Origin of the sequence: Corynebacterium aurimucosum (genome assembly GCF_030408555.1) — a bacterium.
Taxonomy (GTDB): domain Bacteria; phylum Actinomycetota; class Actinomycetes; order Mycobacteriales; family Mycobacteriaceae; genus Corynebacterium; species Corynebacterium aurimucosum.
Map to the genome: position 1 here is coordinate 34,209 of NZ_CP047048.1, position 17,087 is coordinate 51,295.

The following is a 17,087-nucleotide window of genomic DNA, read 5'->3' on the forward strand; positions in this document are numbered from 1 at the left end:
GCGGTTTACTGGCCTCCCTGTAGTGCGGATTCTTCGGTGGGGTTGTTCTGTGAGTCTAGTTCGGGTTCGGGCAGTGGGCTGTCATCGACCTGCGGTTGCGTCTCCTCCGTAGGGAGCGCGGGTGGCTCCTGTTGCGTTGTGCGATGCGCAGTTGTGGGTGGGGAGGGGATGACCGAGTGCGTCGTGGTGACGGTGACTTGAGTAGGTTCCTCCTCCACGGTGGTGATCTCAACGGTCTCAGGGGCTTCCGTTTCCTCTTCTTCCGTTGTTTCCGGCTCCACCGTTTCGGTCACAATGACCTCAGTTGGTGTGGGCTGTGGGGTCGGTGTCGTGTTCCCCCACAGCCTATAAGCCATGAACCCGATCGCCACAAGGGCCGCGATAGCCACCGCGATGAGCAAACCTGTGCCGAAACCTCCCTGCTTGGCGGGGCGCTCCTCCGTCTGGGGTGCAGAAACGGCCGGACGCACCGTGGTGGGGTGAGCCATGTTGGCCAGCATTTCCGTGGACGCGGAGGGCGAAGGTTCGGCAGCGACGGGCGCGAGCGCCGCGGATTTCGGCTGCGGTGGACGCTGGCCTTGGCGCACGGCGGAGATCGCGTTGGTGAATTCGTTGCCATCGGCGAAGCGGGTGTTCGGGTCCTTGCGCAGGGCCATGCCGATCAGTTCACGGGTGGGCGCGCTAATCGACGTCGACAAGGGCTCCGGCGCTTGACTAATGTGCGCCAGCGCCACCGATACGGAAGAGTCGCCGCTGAAGGGGCGCTTGCCGGCCAACATTTCATAGCCCACGACACCGAGCGAATAGACGTCAGACGACGGGCCAACCTCATAGCCTTGGGCCTGCTCGGGGGAGACGTATTGGGCGGTACCGACGACCATGCCGGTGCGGGTAAGAGGCACAGCTGCGGCGGCTTTGGCGATGCCGAAGTCGGTGATCTTGACCTGCCCATTCTGGGTGATCATGAGGTTGCCGGGTTTGATGTCGCGGTGCACAAGCCCCATGTGGTGGATCACGGAGAGGCCGTGGGAGGCCTGCTCCATGACGTCGAGCGCCAAAGTCTCCGGGAGTGCGCCCTCGCGTGCCAGCAAGTCCGCCAGGGATTCGCCGCGAATGTACTCCAGGGCCATGTAGCAGAAGGTGCGGCCGTTGTCCTCGAGCTCGCGATAGTCGTAGGTAGCCACAACGTTGTCGGAATTAATAGATTCCGCGGCCTTGGCCTCGTTGCGGAAACGCGAGAGGAACTCATTGTTATCGGAGAACTCAGGGCGCAGGACTTTGAGGGCTACCTCGCGGTCATTGCGAACGTCATCCGCTAACCACACCGTGGACATGCCGCCGTGGCCGACTATCCACTGCAGCTGATAGTCCTCACCAATCAGCGCTTGGAGGTGTTCCTTATTATCTGCACTACTCACTACTGCTCACCTCCGTATGCGCGCAAGATGGCGCGGCCGATGGGGGCGGAAACTTGGCCGCCGGTAGCGCCTTCACCAAGATGCCCGCCGTCCTTGACTACGACGCCGACAGCGATGTCCTTGTCTGGATCGAAAGCCACGTACCACGCGTGCGGGGCGAGGCCGTCGCCGTGCTCGGCTGTACCGGTCTTGGACGCAAAACCGTTGCCGTCAAATCCAAAGGTATTTCGCTCGGAGGCGAACATGAGGTCCTTGATGGTATTGGCGGTGTCCTCGCTGACTGCCTCCGCGGCCTGACGTGGTTTGGTAGCGCGTAGTTCCTTCATTTGGGCATCGGTGATGCGGTTAACCAGGTAAGGCTCCATACGCTTGCCCTTGTTGGCGATGGTGCCGGCCATGATTGCTGCCTGGAGCGCTGACATCGTCACGTCGCGTTGACCGATGGCGGATTGGGCGACTTGGGCGCCGTCGCTCAGCTCGCCGAGCGCGCCGGCGGACGTTCCTACGCCGAGGGAGTACTTCTCACCCACGCCGAAGCCTTCAGCGTACTTGCGCAGCTCATCAGCGCCGATGCTCTCCGACATCTGCACAAAGGCCGTGTTGCAGGACAACGCGAAGGCCGTTTGCAGGGTGACACTTTCCGCGCCGCCACAGGACTGGTTGCCGTAGTTGGTCAGCTCCGTGACGGTATCGGGCAGCGTGATGGACGCCGCGCCGGTCAGCGTAGAGTTCGGCTCGAAACCGTTGTTGAGGCCAGCGGCGGTGGTGATGATCTTAAAAATTGAGCCCGGGGGCAGGGTGTCCTGCGCGGCGTGGTTAACCAGCGGCGTGCCCTCCTGGTTCTGTAGCTGTTCCCACCTCTCGTTGGCGTTATCGCCGAGGAGGTCGGACACGTTAAAGCTCGGGGTGGAGGCCATGGCCAGGATCTTGCCCGTCGAGGGCTGGATGGCGACGGCCGCGCCGTTATAGCCCGGTCCAGCGAGCTGATCGTAGGCGGCCTGCTGCAGGGCGGGGTCGATGGTGACCTCGACGTTCGCGCCCATCTGGGGCTTGCCGGAGAGCACATCGAGCCAGTTGCGCGCCAGCAGCGAATCATCCTTGCCATTGAGGATGTCATTCTGGGAGGCCTCCAGCTGCGAGGCTCCGAAGCGTTCCGAGAGGTAGCCGGTGATGTTGGCAAACGCCGGGGAGTCAGCAGGGTAGGAGCGGGAGTAGTTGCCCTCGGCGTCGGCCGTGGACTGCGCCAGGACCGTGTTGCCGGCGAAGATCTGGCCGCGCGGAGTCGTGCGCATCTCCAAAAAACCGCGGACATTCTTGGGGTTATGGGCGTATTTATCGGTGGAAAACGCCTGCACTACCGTGAGGTTCACGAGGAGTATGGCGGTAAGAATCAGAGAAAAGAGGGCCACGAGGCGGATCGATCGGTTCATCGGCTTGCCTCCTGGACGGCAGGAAACATGGACGTGTCAGTGGGTGCGTTTGAGCGCAGCTCACGCGCCGGGCGGCGGGCCGCGTTCGAGATACGCAGCAGGATAGCCAGCAGCATGTAGTTAGCCATGAGAGAGGAACCACCCGCAGACATGAACGGCGTGGTCAAGCCCGTCATGGGCAGCAGCGCGGAGATACCGCCGGTGACGACGAAAACCTGCACAGCCAAGGTGAGCGAGAGGCCCGAGGAAACCAGCTTGCCATAGGTATCACGGCAGGTCAGCGCGGTGCGGAAGCCGCGGGAGACGAGCATGGCAAACAGCACCAGTACCGCGGTAAGGCCAATGAGGCCGAATTCCTCGCCAATGCCAGCCAGGATGAAGTCCGAGTGCGCTACCGGAACCATGTCTGGGTGGCCCTGGCCTAAGCCGGTGCCGGTGATGCCGCCGGAGGACATGCCGAAGAGCGCTTGGGAGAGCTGGTAGCCGGTGGAATCATAATTAGCCAGCGGATCAAGGAAGTTGGAGAAGCGCTGTTGGATCTTCTCCGATACCTGGTAGATGCCGAAGCCACCGACGCCCACGAGGATGATGCCAATGAGCAGCCAGCTCACGCGGTTGGTGGCCATGAAGAGCATGCCGAGCACGGTGCTAAACAGCAGCAGGGCCGGGCCGAAGTCATTGGAAATGCCCATGATGACAATGGCAATACCCCAGATCACCAGGATGGGAGCGAGATCCCGCAGGCGCGGCAACGAAATGCCAAGGAACTTGTAGCCAGCCACCGTGAACAGCGAACGCTTCTGGGTCAGCAGCATGGCGAAGAACAAGATCAACAAGATCTTGGAAAACTCACCCGGCTGGATGGAAAAGGGCCCGAGCCATAGCCAAATGCGGGCGTCCACGCCTGGCGGTTGCGGCCACACGAGGGGCAACGCGAGGAGGATGAGGCCGAGTGCGCCCAGGATATAGGAGTATCGGGTGAGCGAGCGGTGATCACGCAGGAGGACCAGCACCAGCGCGAAGAGGATGAGGCCCACGATGGTCCACATCACCTGCCGCACTGCCAGCCCGCCGCCATTCGCCAGGTCGAGGCGCTGCAACAAGATGAGCCCGGTGCCGTTGAGCACCGCGACGATAGGCAGCATGAGCTGATCTGCGTAGGGCGCTAGGAAGCAGAGCACCAAGTGGGCGACGGCAAAGACGCCGATAAAGCCGCCGATCAGGTAGAGCACATCGAGGGTCAGCACGTTGCCCTGGGAGAGCTCAAGGCTGACCAAGGTGATGGCGAAAACCACGGTGGCCAGCACGAGCAGGCCGAATTCGGTGCCACGGGAGAAGAATTTACTCATCTACTTCACCTCCCGGCAGTTTCCTTTAGACGCGTCTTTATCTTTTCCGTCCTTCGGCGAGGTGGGACAGGGCTTGAGCGCCTTGTCCGAGAGCTGCGAAAGCTGCGTCTGCACCTCGTCATAAGAACCGGAGGGCAGGTTGCCCACGGCCGCACGTTCGGATTCGGGCAAATCCTTCAGCGTAAACGGTGCGAAAACACCGTCGCAGGCGCCGTGCCCCAGCTTGAGCGCGTTGTCCTTGCTCAGGCATGCATTCTGATACGTGTGGTGCAGCGGGCGGCCGAAGATCTCATAGTCCGCGCCTTCTTGGATGGTGAGGACGCCTTCTTCATCGGCGGTCACGTAATAGTTGTTGCCCAGGTAACTTTTCATCCAGAGGCCGCCGCTGATGACCAGCACGATGATGATGGCCAGGCATGCAATGACCTTCCACCCAATCCGGCTTCGCTGTGGCCGCCGCTGTGGTTCCTCCTGGGGTTTCTCCTCAGCGGCTTGCGCTTTTGGGGGCGAGATAAGCTTCGCGGCGCGGCTCGCGGAGGAATCCGGGTGCGTAGGCTCCGGGACGACGCCCTGGATCGCGCCCACGGTCATGGGGGCGTTCTCATCACCCTCTCCCTCCACGACCTCAGCCAACACGATGGTGACGTTGTCCGGGCCGCCGGAGCGCAGCGCCAGATCCCGCAGGGTTGTGGCGGCCTCTTCGACCGTTCCCTGCTTTAGCGCTTGCTCGATGGTAGAGGCCGTCACCGGATCCGAAAGGCCATCCGAGCACAGCAGGAGGCGGTCGCCCGGTTTAGCATCGAGCATAAAGAGCGTCGGCTCCACCGGGCGGCCCGTGTAGGCCTTGAGGATCAACGACTTCTGCGGGTGGGAGGACACATCCTCCGGATCGAGCTTGCCCTCGTCCACCAGGGACTGCACATAGGTGTCATCCTTGGTGATCTGAGTCAGCTTGCCCTCACGCAGCCGGTAGCCGCGGGAATCACCCACGTGGCACACGCCGAACTCGGAGCCGTTAAAGAGCAGGGCGGTCAACGTGGTGCCCATGCCCTCGGTCTCTGGGTGCTCGTCCACGTGCTTGCGGATCGCCGCATTGGCGTCTTCCGCCGCCGCGCCGAGCAGCGCCAGCATGTCATTATCTCCCGGATCTCGCTCGAGGGAGGCCATGTGCTCCACCATCGTGGTGGAAGCGACTTCGCCGGCGGCGTGGCCACCCATGCCGTCGGCAAGCACCAGCAGGTGCGGGCCCGCGTGGGCGGAATCCTCGTTGTTTTCGCGGACCAATCCGCGGTCCGTCACTGCAGTAAAAGTCAGGCTTAAAGTCATGCCATCAACCTCACGGTCGTTCGGCCAAGTTTGATATCGGAGCCGACTCCGACTCGTTCTGGCTGGTCAATGCGAACGCCACCAACAAAGGTGCCGTTGCGGGATTCGAGGTCCTCCACGAACCACTCGCTGCCCCTGCGGAACAGGCGGGCGTGGTGGCCAGAGGAGAAATCATCACCAGTGACAAAGTCACAGTCCTGCGCGCGGCCCATCGTACAGTCCTCGAGCGTGCCCAGTTCCATGTGGGAACCACGCAGCGGCCCGTCCACGATGGTGATCTCACGCGGCGCTTCGCGACGCCTCTGGGATCCCTTCACCGGGGACGATGCCTGATAGACGCCGGCAGCCTTATTGGCGTCGCGGCGCATGGCGTTGAGCGCGACCAAGATAAACAGCCACAACAACACCAGCAGGCCGATGCGCAGCGAGAGCAGCACGATCGAATCCATGAAAAGTCCTTACGCTAAAAATCTGTGAACGTTGCCGGGGTGGCTTAATAGCCTTGGCCCTCGAGGCCGGTGATGCGAACCTCGATGTGGGAGTGGCCGAGGGTGATCACGTCGCCGTCGGCAAGCAGCCAGTTCTCAATCGGGGTGTCGTTCACGGTGGTGCCATTCGTGGATTGCAAGTCCACCAGCACGGCGTCCTGGCCGTTCCAGGTGATTTCCGCGTGCTGGCGGGAGACTCCGGTATCCGGCAGGCGCAGGTCCGCGTCGTTGCTGCGGCCCAGGATGTTGGAGCCCTCCTGCACGTGGTAGACGCGGGAGGAGCCGTCCTGCAGCATGAGTGTCACCGCGGGGCCCTGCGGTGCAGGCTCGTTCGGGGTGGGGGCCATGAAGGCGGTGGTTGCGGCCTCATCGGCGTTGTGCGGCTGGGTCATAGAGTCCTCCTGACCATGGTCGTGGTGGAAAATCGCATCGAATCCGGTTTCTTCGGTGGGCTCGTGATCCAAAAAAGAGGACACGCGCAACTGCCCAGTCCGCAGCCCCGATTCCTCCGCGATGCGGACGATGACCGGCCCGGCGAGGGACCAGCCACTGTTACGGATGAAGCGGGTGAGCTGATCAGCTAGATCCTTGGGAATACCCCGGTCCTGGGAGAGGTTCTCGATGTCCTTGGAGGATACGCCGACGGTCATGACGTTGGGGCTGTACAGCTTGCCGTCATCACCGCGGGACAAATTGTCCTGCGCCTCCTGCTTGAGAAGTTCCTCTATCTCAGCGGGGACGACTTTGCCGCCGAAGACGAAGGCCATGCCGTTGTCCAGTCCGCGTTGCAGGGAAGAATCCAGCTTGGCGAGCTTGTCTAGCAATGCCATAGGAAGAGCCGTCCTCCTTTCGGGATGTTTTCAGGGAGAGATATAGCAGCGATCAGTATAGAATGCTTTCCTTCACATAACGTAGACGCGCGCGGCAAAGTTCCCTGGAAAGTTCGGGTTTGCCAGCGGATTTGTAGAATCTGCTGGACTGCGTGCTAAGGTTAGCTAGTCGCCAAGACATCAATACCCTGCCCGGGTGGCGGAATTGGCAGACGCGCTGGCTTCAGGTGCCAGTGTCCTTATAGGACGTGCGGGTTCAAGTCCCGCCCCGGGCACGCTGAGCAGTTGAACAAACTGCGACACCGGAGGTAACAAACTCGAAAGGGTTCGTGACCTCCGGTTTCTTTCTTTTTCTGAAGTTCACCGGTCGAGGATTGTAAGTGTGGGGATTTACATCCTAAATCCCGCTCGCGCTGGTCTACGCGTCTTTCGAATTTTGTTTTCGATGGTGTCAACAGAGCATTTTGCTCGTAGTCCTAATTTGGCACCCGTGTTTTGAGTCTTCGGCTTGATGTGTAGGCAGTCAGTCCGAGGCTTGATGTTTGCTTTGGTTGGCAACGTCGAGAGGCCAATAGTTTTATTGCATGATCTCGATCTCGTAGTTCGTTTTGGGCTCTGCGGCGTTATGTTCGATGTATCTCAGCTGGGCCCATAGGCCAGCCAGTTTTAGGAGGTTGTTGTACGGGAAAGCCGGTGTGCCTAAGTCATCCTTGGTTTTAGCGCCGACTTAGGGGCACTTGGAATCCTCCAACTGAGGTGCTTTTTCCCGGGGTGTTGGAGGATTTCCTAGTCGTTGAGCCCTGATTTAGGAGTTAATCGACTGGGCTGACGCGGATAAGGTTTCCATCAGGGTCGGCAACAACGAAGGTGCGGCCGAAGACATCATCGTAGGGTGGCTGCACAATTTGGATTCCTTTTGATTTCCATAGACGGTATGTCTCATCGATGCGGCTTGCCGGTCCATCCAGCATCAAACCTATTTCGCTCGTTCGCGGTGTCTGTTTCTCCATGTGGGTGTTATGGCCGGTCCACACAGCAAACAGGACATCCTTTGAAATTTCGAATGCTACATATCGAGGGCTGATGAACGATGGCTGCATGTCGAATAAGTCGCTGTAGAAGGCAGTCGAGATCTCTGTATCGGAGACATAAGTTAGGAAAAGATTGGGGGTTGGCATTGCCATTCTCCTCTCGGTGAGTGGTGTTGTTTACGTGGACACAGTGCATTGGAGCAAACAAACCTGACAAAGAGTGTCATAATCCAAAAAATATTCTGGTTCCAGCGATAATTGCGGCATGAGATCGGCGCGCTTGTTGTCTATGCTCTTGTTATTGCAAACGCGAGGCCGTGCTACGTCTGCCGAGCTGGCTTCGCATTTTGAGGTTTCCCAGCGCACGATACTGCGTGACGTTGATGCACTCTCGACCGCAGGAATACCTGTTTATACGGAGCAAGGTATGCATGGTGGGATTGTGCTCGATAGGCGTTCTCGGTTGAACGCTTCTCGATTGGATCCGACTGAGATTCAGCTGATGAGGATTCTTGGTGTTGGGGCAGATTCACTCGCCCACTTGGGGTTTGGCCAGGACATCGCCCTGCTGCAGAAGAAAATGAACGCAGTGTCATTCTCTAAAGCGTCCGATACTCATAGTTTGGAAGAGAAGGTTCTACTTGATTCCAGTGGCTGGTTTAGCAATGAAACCCAAAGCGACTTAGAAGAGTTGCTAGAAGCTGTACGGAAAGAAGCTCGAATTGAGGTCTTGTATCGCCGAAGTGGGGACAAGAAACAGCAACGTGCTGTGGCTGATCCTTATGGGCTTGTACACAAGGGTAGAAATTGGTACTTAGTCGTCGATATCGATGGGGAGCCGAGGATGTTGGCAGTCTCGCGTTTAAAAACCTTTCGAGTTTTAGGTCAAGCTGCTCAGCTTCGTTCAGGGCAAAGTTTGGCAAGGGTGTGGACGCAGCTCGTTGAGCAATTGGAGGAAGACATGCCGGTTCGAATCACCGCACTTCTTCGAGCGACTCGGCTTGATATGGCATCTCGTATTTTGGGATCACGGCTTATCCATCATGAACCCGTGGACGAAAACTTTGTCCGTATCGTGGTGGGATATGCGGATATTCAGGGGGTAAGGCAATTGCTTCAGTTTGGGGACCACATCTGGATCACCGATCCCCCAGAAGCAGTAAAAATCACTGCTGATCTAGCTAGTGAACTTGCAAAACGACATAGTGGGACCACAAATCCTGAATCGTAGAGACCGAAGATGGGCACCGGGATGCCGTCGTGACATCTCTGCTGAAACGGCAAGAGGTGCGCTAACAAACTAAGAACCCTCTGAGGTTACCCTCGTTTAGTGGACACCCTATTTGTACGGATCTTGTGTCCGTAAGAGAGGATGTTCATTGTGAGTCAACAGCGCAAGAAGTACACGCCGGAGTACCGGCGTGAGGCCGCGAACCTGGTAATCGAGTCAGAGCGCCCAATTGCCCATGTGGCTAAGGAAATCGGTGTTTCCGCCGGGCTTTTAGGCCGGTGGGTCAAACTCGAGCGTGAACGCCGAGGAGCCTCGGATGGGATGAGTGAGGCTGATCTTCGTGCTGAGAATGCTCGTCTGCGCCGTGAGTTGGCGGAAGCCAAGATGGATAACGAGTTTTTGTCAAAAGCGACAGCCTTCTTCGCTTTGAGGCAACGCGAGCAGAAAAGTTCGAACTAATGCAGCAGGAGAAGGCGAACTACAGCATCAAGCGCATGGCACGACTATTAAAAGTATCTCGGTCTGGATACTACAAATGGGCCCATGTGCAGCAGAAACGACTATCCGGAAAGGATGATCGGGCAGCATTTTACGATGATGTTGACCGTAAGATTCATCAGATTTGGAAAGACTCCGATGAGGTTTATGGTGCTCCGCGGATCACCGCAGAGCTTGCCGAGCGCTACCACATTTCGCTTAACCGTAAGACTGTGGCGAAGCGGATGCGCATGATGGGCATTGAAGGGATTTCACCGCGTGCCTTTGTCCCGGTGACTACAATCCAAGCCAAGCGTAAGTCGAGTCTTCCTGACCTGGTCAAGCGCATGTTTGATACTGGTGAGCTCAACCGAGTGTGGATGTCAGATATTACCTACCTTCGCACCGGTGAGGGCTGGTTGTACTTGTGCGCGGTCCGCGATGGTCATTCCCGCAGAGTGCTGGGCTGGGCTATGGATAGCGTGCAAGACACACACCTGGTCGAACGGGCCCTGCGGATGGCGCATACACTGCGCGGTGATGTTCCTGATGGGCTGGTGTTTCACGCTGACCGCGGAACGCAATTTACCAGTGAGAAGCTCTGGGAGGTCTGCAGCAGACTGGGCATTGCTCAGTCTGTGGGGCGTACTGGTGTGTGCTTCGATAACGCGATGGCTGAGTCGTTCTGGTCGACGCTAAAGACTGAATTCTACGACCGTAAGCGATGGCCTACCCGTGATGCTGCACGCAAGGCCGTTGCCTACTGGATTGAAGTCGTCTACAACCGTCGGCGCCGGCACTCTGCACTCGGAATGGTCAGCCCCGTCGACTTCGAGAACCACACCGGCGCAATCAACAGCAGAAAAGAAATAGCTGCCTAACCACTAGGTAGCTCCACTACGTGTCCACGATTTGCGGGCAACCCCACCTCGAGAGTTTTGTGATTGGAGAAAGGTAAGTAATGATGGCTTTCGCTTCACTCGCAGGGTGGTGGAGTACAGGCTTCGGATGCTCAGAGTGCCCTTAAGGCGGGCGAGAGCTTTCTACCACTGGTGAAGCCACAGCGTAGTGCGGGTGTCTAAACCGGTCTAAAACTTCTCCCACTTCACAATGAGGGTCTTTTCCATGACGAATCTGCGCGATCTGTCAAGGGTGTGAGCGCAGCTTTACATGTCGCTCATGAGAATTCAGGTGAGCACGACTTAGAGGCTGAGGTACGCAAAATAGTTCGGCCATAGCAAAACGCTCATACCTCCATCCATGCAAGAAATTGATGCCGAGGTTGGATTCTGAGATGCACACAACAAAACCAGCACTTGTTAGTGAAGCGTCCTGGGGTTTAGTTCCTACCTCAGCTAAGGGAGGATTGAACTATGCCTAGAAAGTATTCCGTCGAGTTTAAGGAGAAGGCGGTCCATCAGATCATCGAAATGGTCCGCCTGGAGTCTTGCTCACTGCAACGCGCCTACACGGAGGTCGGTGAGCTCCTTGGAGTATCTCACCACACGTTGCGGGCTTGGTACCGTGACAGCGCTTCAGTACGCGATGACTCTGAGGTTTCAGGCGGCGAGACAATGGAAGAAGAGCTCAAGCGTCTGCGCCGCGAAAACCATGAGCTGAAACGAGCAAACGGGATTCTTAAGACTGCTTCGGCTTTTTTCGCAGCGGAACTCGACCGACCCACGAGTAAATGATCTCCTACATCGACGCGTACAAAGATCAGTTTGGGGCCTGGGGCCATCTGCAGAGTTCTAAAACAGGCAGATCGTGGATTCATCACCTCTCGTGGCTACCGCAAGGCGACCACTCGTGTTCCCAGTGCAAGGGCCTTAAGCGATAGCCTTCTCATCCCAGAGATACAGCGTGTGCATGCGGAGAATTTCTCGGTTTACGGTATCCGCAAAATGTGGCACGCGATGAACCGTGAAGGCTTTCATATCGGCCGCGATAAGACCGCACGCCTGATGAAGCTAGCAGGTGTTTCCGGCCGCAGACGCGGACGAACCCCCGTGACCACGATCAGCCCGAAGACACCGGATCATCGCTCGGACCTGGTGCAGCGAAACTTTCGTGCCCAAGCGCCAGGCAGGTTGTGGGTTGCTGACATTACCTACGTTCGCACCCTGTCAGGATTCGCCTATACCGCGTTTGTCGTGGATGTCTTCAGCCGAAAAATTGTTGGTGTTGCTACACGCTCGACGATGCGTACCGATGCGCTGCCCATTAAGGCTTTGGAGCATGCGTTAACGACTGCAGGGCGAATCCATGGAAACCAGCTGATTCACCATAGTGATCGGGGCAGCCAGTACGTGTCACTGAAGTATTCCACCGCGCTAGCGGAATCCGGAATCCGGCCGAGTGTCGGCACAGTCGGAGATTCCTATGACAATGCTCTAGCCGAAACAGTCAATGGTCTCTACAAGGCTGAACTGATTCATGCCCAAGGCCCGTGGACGTCGGTCGGAGAAGTCGAATTGGCCACCTTGCGGTGGGTGCATTGGTGGAACATCAAGCGGCTTCATGAGGGCCTGACCCCCGGAAAGTAGACACGTCGGGGGTTAGCTATGCTGCTTGGGTCAGTGTAGCTGATGTGAGTGCTTCGAAGTCATCGGGGGCTAGAAGGTTGCACCAGGAGTGCCGTCTGCGCGTGTTGTAGCGCATGCACCATCGGAAGACTTCTTGGCGGCAGATGATGGGATTGTCAAAAACTTTCCTATCTCGCAGAACTTCACGCTTTAAAGTGGCGTTAAACGATTCTGCCAGGGCATTATCGGCACTCGTTCCCACTGCTCCCATGGATTGGCGAACACCAAGTTGGGTGCAGTGGTCTTGAAAAGCCTGTGAGGTGTACACACTGCCATGATCAGAATGGAAAATTACCCCTTTAAGGCTTCCGCGAACCTTGCTGGCATGGGACAAAGCTTCGATAACCAGCGATACCCGCATGTGATCGGCGAGCGCATGACCGACAAGTTTGCGCGAGTAGACGTCGATGACTGTGGCAAGGTACATGTTCTTGCCTCCCTTACACGGCAGGTAGGTGATATCGCCTACATACACCTGGTTCGGCTTATCAGCGGTGAATTTGCGGCCTACTAAATCTGGCATGACTCGATGACCAGGCTTGCGCCTGGTAGTGACACATCGACGTTGTTTAGTAAAGCCTTTTAGCCCCATGGATTTCATAATGCGTGCGACCTTCTTGTGATTGATCGGAGGAAAGTCCGTATCGGCTTTAAGGCTTGCAGCGATGCGTTTAGCACCATAAAGCCCGTGCTCATCATCGAAGATGCTCTTGATTCGTGCACCAATAAGAGCATCCGAACACATCTTTAACCTGCGTTTTTCGCGGGTGTTGACCCATTTGTAGAACGAGGAGCGATTGAGCTTTAACACGTGGCACATCCGCTTGACCGAGTACTCGGTTCGATGGTCATAGACAAACTGGAAGCGGATTACCAGCGTGTCTCTTCGGCAAAATATTTCGCGGCCTTACGCAGGATATCGCGTTCTTCACGAAGCTTAGAGACTTCTTTTTCTAGCTGACGGATTCGTTCAGAATCAGTCGTCGCCTGTGCCTTGTCGCGCATGCTTTTTGTGCGGACACGCTTGCCGGTGCCGTACTGCTTAAGCCAGGAATAAAGTGAGGAACGATTGATTCCTAGCTCTGCTGAAGCCGCGTGAAGTGAGAGGTCCTCATTGTTTTCGTAGAGGGCCACAGCATCACGTTTGAACTGTTCGGAGTACCTAGGCATGGTGGTAGATTACCTTTCTTCCCAACCCAACAGGGCTGGATATCAGGTGTCTACCTAACAGGGGTCAGGTCCTGAAGCTTTGGACTATGCCACCCCACAGGAAGTAGAAACCGAGTACTATCTCACCCAGCCCATCAACACAGGGCCGTAAAAGAAGCGGAACTAAACCCAGGACGCTTCACACCACCGAAAGACCTACCGAGTCCAGTCACCATCATCCGCACCAGCACAACACCCACACCCCAACCCCACACCATAAAAAACCAACCACAAATCGTTCACAACCACTTGACATGAAGCGGCACCGAGTGCTGTGTTGACATGTTCACTGTACCGCTGTGGTCAGTCGGGTACCAGTGGACTTCCACGCGATTGTTGCGCGGATTACCCACGAACTGGCGCACCCACATGTCGGAGTTGAGGACCAACCCGATCGGAGTGGGCACGTCCATGTCCTGGAGGCCGTGGCCGAGGAACACCGGTTTATCGTAGCCGGCGACCGGGGTGGCCATGAAGTCACGGATCGCTTGCTCTGCACCGGGGACGTCGCGAATCGGCTTCGTGAACGCCCTGGCCAAGTTGGTCCCGTCGACGGCGTCGCGCACCTCGTAAAAGCAGCTCTCTTTGGATTCGGCTATCATGCGGCGGCCTTCGTCGGAAAGCGCGGGATTGAAGTCGATGTGTGGGTTCGCTTCTTGCACTGCCGCCAGGATGTACAGGCCGTAGGTGCCCAGGGCGGGCGGCAGCGGAACCGGCGGGAACATCGGACCCGCGGCGATGATGATCTCCTCCACGTACGCTGGCGCGCCCGTCGCAATGGCGCCACGGTAGTCCAGTCCCAGGTTTTGGCTCAGTGGTGTCGCCCGGTGCGCGACGTGGAGCGCCACTCCCCCCCTCCTTGTGACTGCCCGATCACCGCCCACTTTTTCGCCAGCTGCCCCTGCGTGCCCGCCATCTTGTGCGCAGCCGCCACCGAGTCGACCACGTTTTCCGCTGCCAACTTGCCGTTGAGGTAGCTGTGCAGGCCGGGCGAGTCCAACCCGACGTAATCCGTCGCCACGATGGCGTACCCCATGTCTAGCCAGCGGTTGAGGTACTCCGCGTCGCGCGGCATGCGCGCATCTATCGACGGCGCACACTCATCCCCCATGCCCACCGCGCCGTGCGCCCATGCGAGCACCGGCCATCCGCCCTCCGGCGTCTGGCCATTCGGGAGATATACCGCCCCCGTGCTGGTTGCGGGGCGTCCGTGCCGGTCAGTGGTTGTGTAGGCGACGCGGAATCGCTTCGACGCGCTACCCAACCCCGCCCGCGGATCAAGCGGTACCTCCGCCAACACCGTACCGGGACCTCCCTGCGGCGACACAGCGGGGAGACCACTGCGGAAGATCGGTTCATTGCGCTTTGCGACGTCGCGCATCGGCACCCCCTGCTTCACCGCCCCCACTGGCGTGACATCCGCCATTGAGCCGAACGCCGTCTGCGCACGCGCTGCAGGCAGTGACGCTGCCGTGCCGGATAGCCCCGCCATTAGGGTCGCGGCGCCTACCGCAGCTGCGCAGGCCTTAGCCCATGCTTTCCCCGCCGTAGTCTGTGCAGCCCTAACTGGTCCCGTCGTGGCTTTAGTGCGTCCCATATCTGCCTCCTGCATGTCTCCCGCGGGCGCAGCGTTGAATCCGCGTTGAATCTAGGTATCTTTTTTACCCAAAATGACTGCCCGGCGGAGCGAAACCGCGACCGAGATGCAGGCCTGGCGGCTGTTCAACCGGCCTTGTCACTGCGGTGGCCGCGAGGGGTTCTGGGACGATGATGCCCTTCTGGGTAGGGACATCCACCCCGAGCTACAGGTATAGCCCGGGCAAGGAGTTCAGCCTCCAACTGAGGCTTAGTTCATGATCCCGTCCAAAAACGGTACGGAGTCGGCGGTGGACTCGTTCATCGTGTCAACGTGGTCGGCCGGGTACCACCTGACCACCACTCGGTTATTGCGCGGGGAGCCGATAAACTGGCGCAGCCACATGCTGGAGTTGAGGATCACCCCGATCGGAGTGGGCACGTCCGAATCGAACAAACCGTGTCCCAAGAAGACCGGCTTGTCGTAGCCGGAAACCGGGGTGGCCAGGAATTCACGGATTGCGGCATCCGCCCCAGGCACCTCACGCAGCGGCTTCTTGAACGCCCGCGCCAGGTTCACACCTTCCATCGCCTCACCGACCTCGAAGAGGCAGCTCTGCTCGGACGCGGCGATCATGCGGCGGCCTTCGTCGGTAAGCGCTGAGTCGAAGTCGATGTCCGGGTTCGCCTCGTACACAGAAGCCAGGACGTAGAGCATGTACGTTCCCATGATCTCCGGAAGCGGCATGGGCGGGAAGGAGGGGCCAAAGGTGAGCAACAGATTCTCAACGTACGCCGGCGCGCCCGTGGCCACCCCGCCGCGGTAGTCGAACTCGAGGTCTTCGCTCAGCTCTGTTGCCCTGTGCGCGACGTGGAGAGCCACACCGCCGCCCTGGGACTGCCCGATCACTGCCCACTCGTCCGCCAACACGGGCTCAGTGTCCGTTGTCGCGTCCATCTGGTGCGCAGCCGCAACAGAGTCCACCACGTTTTCCGCCGCGACCTTGCCGTTGAGGTAGCTGTGGAACCCGGGCGAATCCAACCCCACGTAATCCGTGGCGACGATTGCGTAGCCCTCGTCCAAGAAGGTGTTGAGGTACTCTTCCTCGACCGGCCACAGGGGGTTGATTGACGGTGCGCATTCATCGCTCTGACCCACAGTGCCGTGCGCCCATGCCAGCACCGGCCAGCCGCCCTCCGGCTTCTCGCCCTCCGGCAGGTACACTGCTCCGGTGCTCACAGCAGGATTTCCGTGCTGGTCAACGGTGGTGTAGGCGATGCGGTACTGCTCCGACGCACTCGAAAGTCCGACATTGACATCTAGCGGCACCTCAGCCAGCACAGTGCCCGGCTCGCCCTGCGGTTCCACGTCAGGCAAGCCGCTGCGGTAGACCGGCGCATCCCGCTCAGGGACTTCCCCCATCTCTGAGCCCAGGTTCACCGAACTGCCGGCCTCGTCGACAATGGAGCTCGACGAGCTTTGCGCCTGCGCCACCGGGGGTGTTGCCATCATGCCAACGCCCAGCGTCAGTGCGCTCAACGCGGCCAGTGCGCTCCCGGCAACTCGCTTGTTCTGCTCCATGCAATGCCTCCTGATCGAGAAATGAGGTTTCTTAAAGCCTACACAAAACTAAACTTTTTCTACATGTATTGTTTATATAAAAGCTACATGTTTGTTACACAGGCAACGCGTTGTTAGTGCTCTTCGAAATGTAGCCCACTGGCGCTCTTTGAAAAGTAGCCCAGTGAGGTTACCACTCAAGTAGTGGACACCCTATTTGTGCGGATCTTGTGTCCGTAGGAGAGGATGTTCATTGTGAGTCAACAGCGCAAGAAGTATACGCCGGAGTACCGGCATGAAGCCGCAAACTTGGTAATCGAGTCAGAGCGCCCAATTGCTCATGCGGCTAAGGAGATTGGCGTCGCACCAGGTCTTTTAGGCCGGTGGGTAAAGAATGAGCGCGAACGCCGAGGAGCTTCAGATGGGATGAGTGAGGCTGATCTCCGAGCTGAGAATGCTCGCCTGCGCCGTGAGTTGGCGGAAGCCAAGATGGATAACGAGTTTTTGTCAAAAGCGACAGCCTTCTTCGCTTTGAGGCAACGCGAGCAGAAAAGTTCGAACTAATGCAGCCAGAGCA

The 17,087-nt window shown here is 58.3% G+C and carries 14 protein-coding genes, 1 tRNA gene and 1 pseudogene; 5 read left to right on the forward strand and 11 right to left on the reverse strand.

Going from position 1 to position 17,087, the window contains the following annotated elements; translation table 11 throughout:
* Positions 1-5: 5 nt before the first annotated feature.
* The 6 genes from CAURIM_RS00195 to CAURIM_RS00220 are packed head-to-tail and all read right to left on the reverse strand — an operon-like array spanning position 6 to position 6,841.
* Positions 6-1,418 carry a serine/threonine-protein kinase gene (locus tag CAURIM_RS00195; protein ID WP_201828885.1) on the reverse strand — a complete coding sequence of 471 codons (1,413 nt, stop codon included), beginning with the start codon at positions 1,416-1,418 and terminating at the stop codon, positions 6-8.
* Positions 1,418-2,848 carry a penicillin-binding transpeptidase domain-containing protein gene (locus CAURIM_RS00200; RefSeq protein WP_201828884.1) on the reverse strand — a complete coding sequence of 477 codons (1,431 nt, stop codon included), beginning with the start codon at positions 2,846-2,848 and terminating at the stop codon, positions 1,418-1,420. The genes CAURIM_RS00195 and CAURIM_RS00200 overlap by 1 nt, the downstream gene beginning before the upstream one ends.
* Positions 2,845-4,197 carry an FtsW/RodA/SpoVE family cell cycle protein gene (locus CAURIM_RS00205; protein ID WP_201828883.1) on the reverse strand — a complete coding sequence of 451 codons (1,353 nt, stop codon included), beginning with the start codon at positions 4,195-4,197 and terminating at the stop codon, positions 2,845-2,847. The genes CAURIM_RS00200 and CAURIM_RS00205 overlap by 4 nt, the downstream gene beginning before the upstream one ends.
* The gene (locus CAURIM_RS00210) at positions 4,198-5,523 is read right to left on the reverse strand and encodes a PP2C family protein-serine/threonine phosphatase (RefSeq protein ID WP_201828882.1); all 1,326 of its coding nucleotides are present in this window, start codon (positions 5,521-5,523) and stop codon (positions 4,198-4,200) included.
* Positions 5,520-5,972 (reverse strand): FHA domain-containing protein FhaB/FipA, encoded by a 453-nt coding sequence (locus tag CAURIM_RS00215; protein ID WP_070645077.1) that lies wholly within the window; start codon positions 5,970-5,972, stop codon positions 5,520-5,522. Before CAURIM_RS00215 ends, CAURIM_RS00210 begins: the two co-directional genes overlap by 4 nt.
* A gap of 44 nt (positions 5,973-6,016) precedes the next feature.
* Complete coding sequence (locus CAURIM_RS00220; RefSeq protein WP_201828881.1) at positions 6,017-6,841, reverse strand: FHA domain-containing protein; 825 nt, start codon at positions 6,839-6,841, stop codon at positions 6,017-6,019.
* A gap of 190 nt (positions 6,842-7,031) precedes the next feature.
* On the opposite strand from CAURIM_RS00220, the gene CAURIM_RS00225 reads away from it, so the two are divergent.
* Positions 7,032-7,116 (forward strand) — tRNA-Leu (locus CAURIM_RS00225).
* A gap of 537 nt (positions 7,117-7,653) precedes the next feature.
* Here the strand turns inward: CAURIM_RS00225 and CAURIM_RS00230 are convergent.
* Entirely contained in the window at positions 7,654-8,019 is a 366-nt protein-coding gene (locus CAURIM_RS00230) for a VOC family protein (protein ID WP_046648644.1), read from the reverse strand.
* Between the two features lie 118 nt (positions 8,020-8,137).
* On the opposite strand from CAURIM_RS00230, the gene CAURIM_RS00235 reads away from it, so the two are divergent.
* The 3 genes and pseudogenes from CAURIM_RS00235 to CAURIM_RS00245 form a co-directional block, all read left to right on the forward strand.
* Positions 8,138-9,103, forward strand: a complete 966-nt coding sequence (locus CAURIM_RS00235) for a helix-turn-helix transcriptional regulator (RefSeq protein WP_201828880.1) — start codon at positions 8,138-8,140, stop codon at positions 9,101-9,103.
* 141 nt (positions 9,104-9,244) lie between these two features.
* A protein-coding gene (locus CAURIM_RS00240; RefSeq protein ID WP_201827686.1) for an IS3 family transposase occupies positions 9,245-10,461 on the forward strand; the annotation gives its coding sequence in 2 pieces (ribosomal slippage) (positions 9,245-9,506 and positions 9,506-10,461; 1,218 coding nt in all).
* A gap of 492 nt (positions 10,462-10,953) precedes the next feature.
* Positions 10,954-12,111 (forward strand): annotated as a pseudogene (locus CAURIM_RS00245) (IS3 family transposase); the annotation flags it as partial.
* Between the two features lie 31 nt (positions 12,112-12,142).
* On the opposite strand, the gene CAURIM_RS00250 reads toward CAURIM_RS00245, so the two are convergent.
* The 4 genes from CAURIM_RS00250 to CAURIM_RS00265 form a co-directional block, all read right to left on the reverse strand.
* Positions 12,143-13,335 (reverse strand): IS3 family transposase gene (locus CAURIM_RS00250; RefSeq protein WP_408909948.1). Its coding sequence is split into 2 segments (ribosomal slippage): positions 12,143-13,053 and positions 13,053-13,335, totalling 1,194 coding nucleotides; the frame shifts between segments, so codons are not numbered across the junction.
* Between the two features lie 278 nt (positions 13,336-13,613).
* Complete coding sequence (locus CAURIM_RS00255; RefSeq protein ID WP_236659358.1) at positions 13,614-14,222, reverse strand: hypothetical protein; 609 nt, start codon at positions 14,220-14,222, stop codon at positions 13,614-13,616.
* Positions 14,186-14,971, reverse strand: coding sequence for a lipase family protein (locus tag CAURIM_RS00260; protein ID WP_236659357.1), 786 nt, complete (start codon positions 14,969-14,971; stop codon positions 14,186-14,188). The genes CAURIM_RS00255 and CAURIM_RS00260 overlap by 37 nt, the downstream gene beginning before the upstream one ends.
* A 249-nt stretch (positions 14,972-15,220) precedes the next feature.
* Positions 15,221-16,531: an alpha/beta hydrolase gene (locus CAURIM_RS00265; protein WP_201828879.1), complete on the reverse strand. Its 1,311-nt coding sequence runs from the start codon at positions 16,529-16,531 to the stop codon at positions 15,221-15,223.
* 234 nt (positions 16,532-16,765) lie between these two features.
* On the opposite strand from CAURIM_RS00265, the gene CAURIM_RS00270 reads away from it, so the two are divergent.
* Positions 16,766-17,074 (forward strand): transposase, encoded by a 309-nt coding sequence (locus CAURIM_RS00270; protein WP_236659356.1) that lies wholly within the window; start codon positions 16,766-16,768, stop codon positions 17,072-17,074.
* Positions 17,075-17,087: the final 13 nt, after the last annotated feature.

Bases quoted from the DNA above. Each gene is read 5' to 3' on its own strand.
- CAURIM_RS00235 (WP_201828880.1), top strand. From the start codon at position 8,138: ATGAGATCGGCGCGCTTGTTGTCTATGCTCTTGTTATTGCAAACGCGA.
- CAURIM_RS00215 (WP_070645077.1), bottom strand. From the start codon at position 5,972: ATGGATTCGATCGTGCTGCTCTCGCTGCGCATCGGCCTGCTGGTGTTG.
- CAURIM_RS00220 (WP_201828881.1), bottom strand. From the start codon at position 6,841: ATGGCATTGCTAGACAAGCTCGCCAAGCTGGATTCTTCCCTGCAACGC.
- CAURIM_RS00205 (WP_201828883.1), bottom strand. From the start codon at position 4,197: ATGAGTAAATTCTTCTCCCGTGGCACCGAATTCGGCCTGCTCGTGCTG.
- CAURIM_RS00230 (WP_046648644.1), bottom strand. From the start codon at position 8,019: ATGCCAACCCCCAATCTTTTCCTAACTTATGTCTCCGATACAGAGATC.
- CAURIM_RS00200 (WP_201828884.1), bottom strand. From the start codon at position 2,848: ATGAACCGATCGATCCGCCTCGTGGCCCTCTTTTCTCTGATTCTTACC.
- CAURIM_RS00210 (WP_201828882.1), bottom strand. From the start codon at position 5,523: ATGACTTTAAGCCTGACTTTTACTGCAGTGACGGACCGCGGATTGGTC.
- CAURIM_RS00265 (WP_201828879.1), bottom strand. From the start codon at position 16,531: ATGGAGCAGAACAAGCGAGTTGCCGGGAGCGCACTGGCCGCGTTGAGC.
- CAURIM_RS00260 (WP_236659357.1), bottom strand. From the start codon at position 14,971: ATGGGACGCACTAAAGCCACGACGGGACCAGTTAGGGCTGCACAGACT.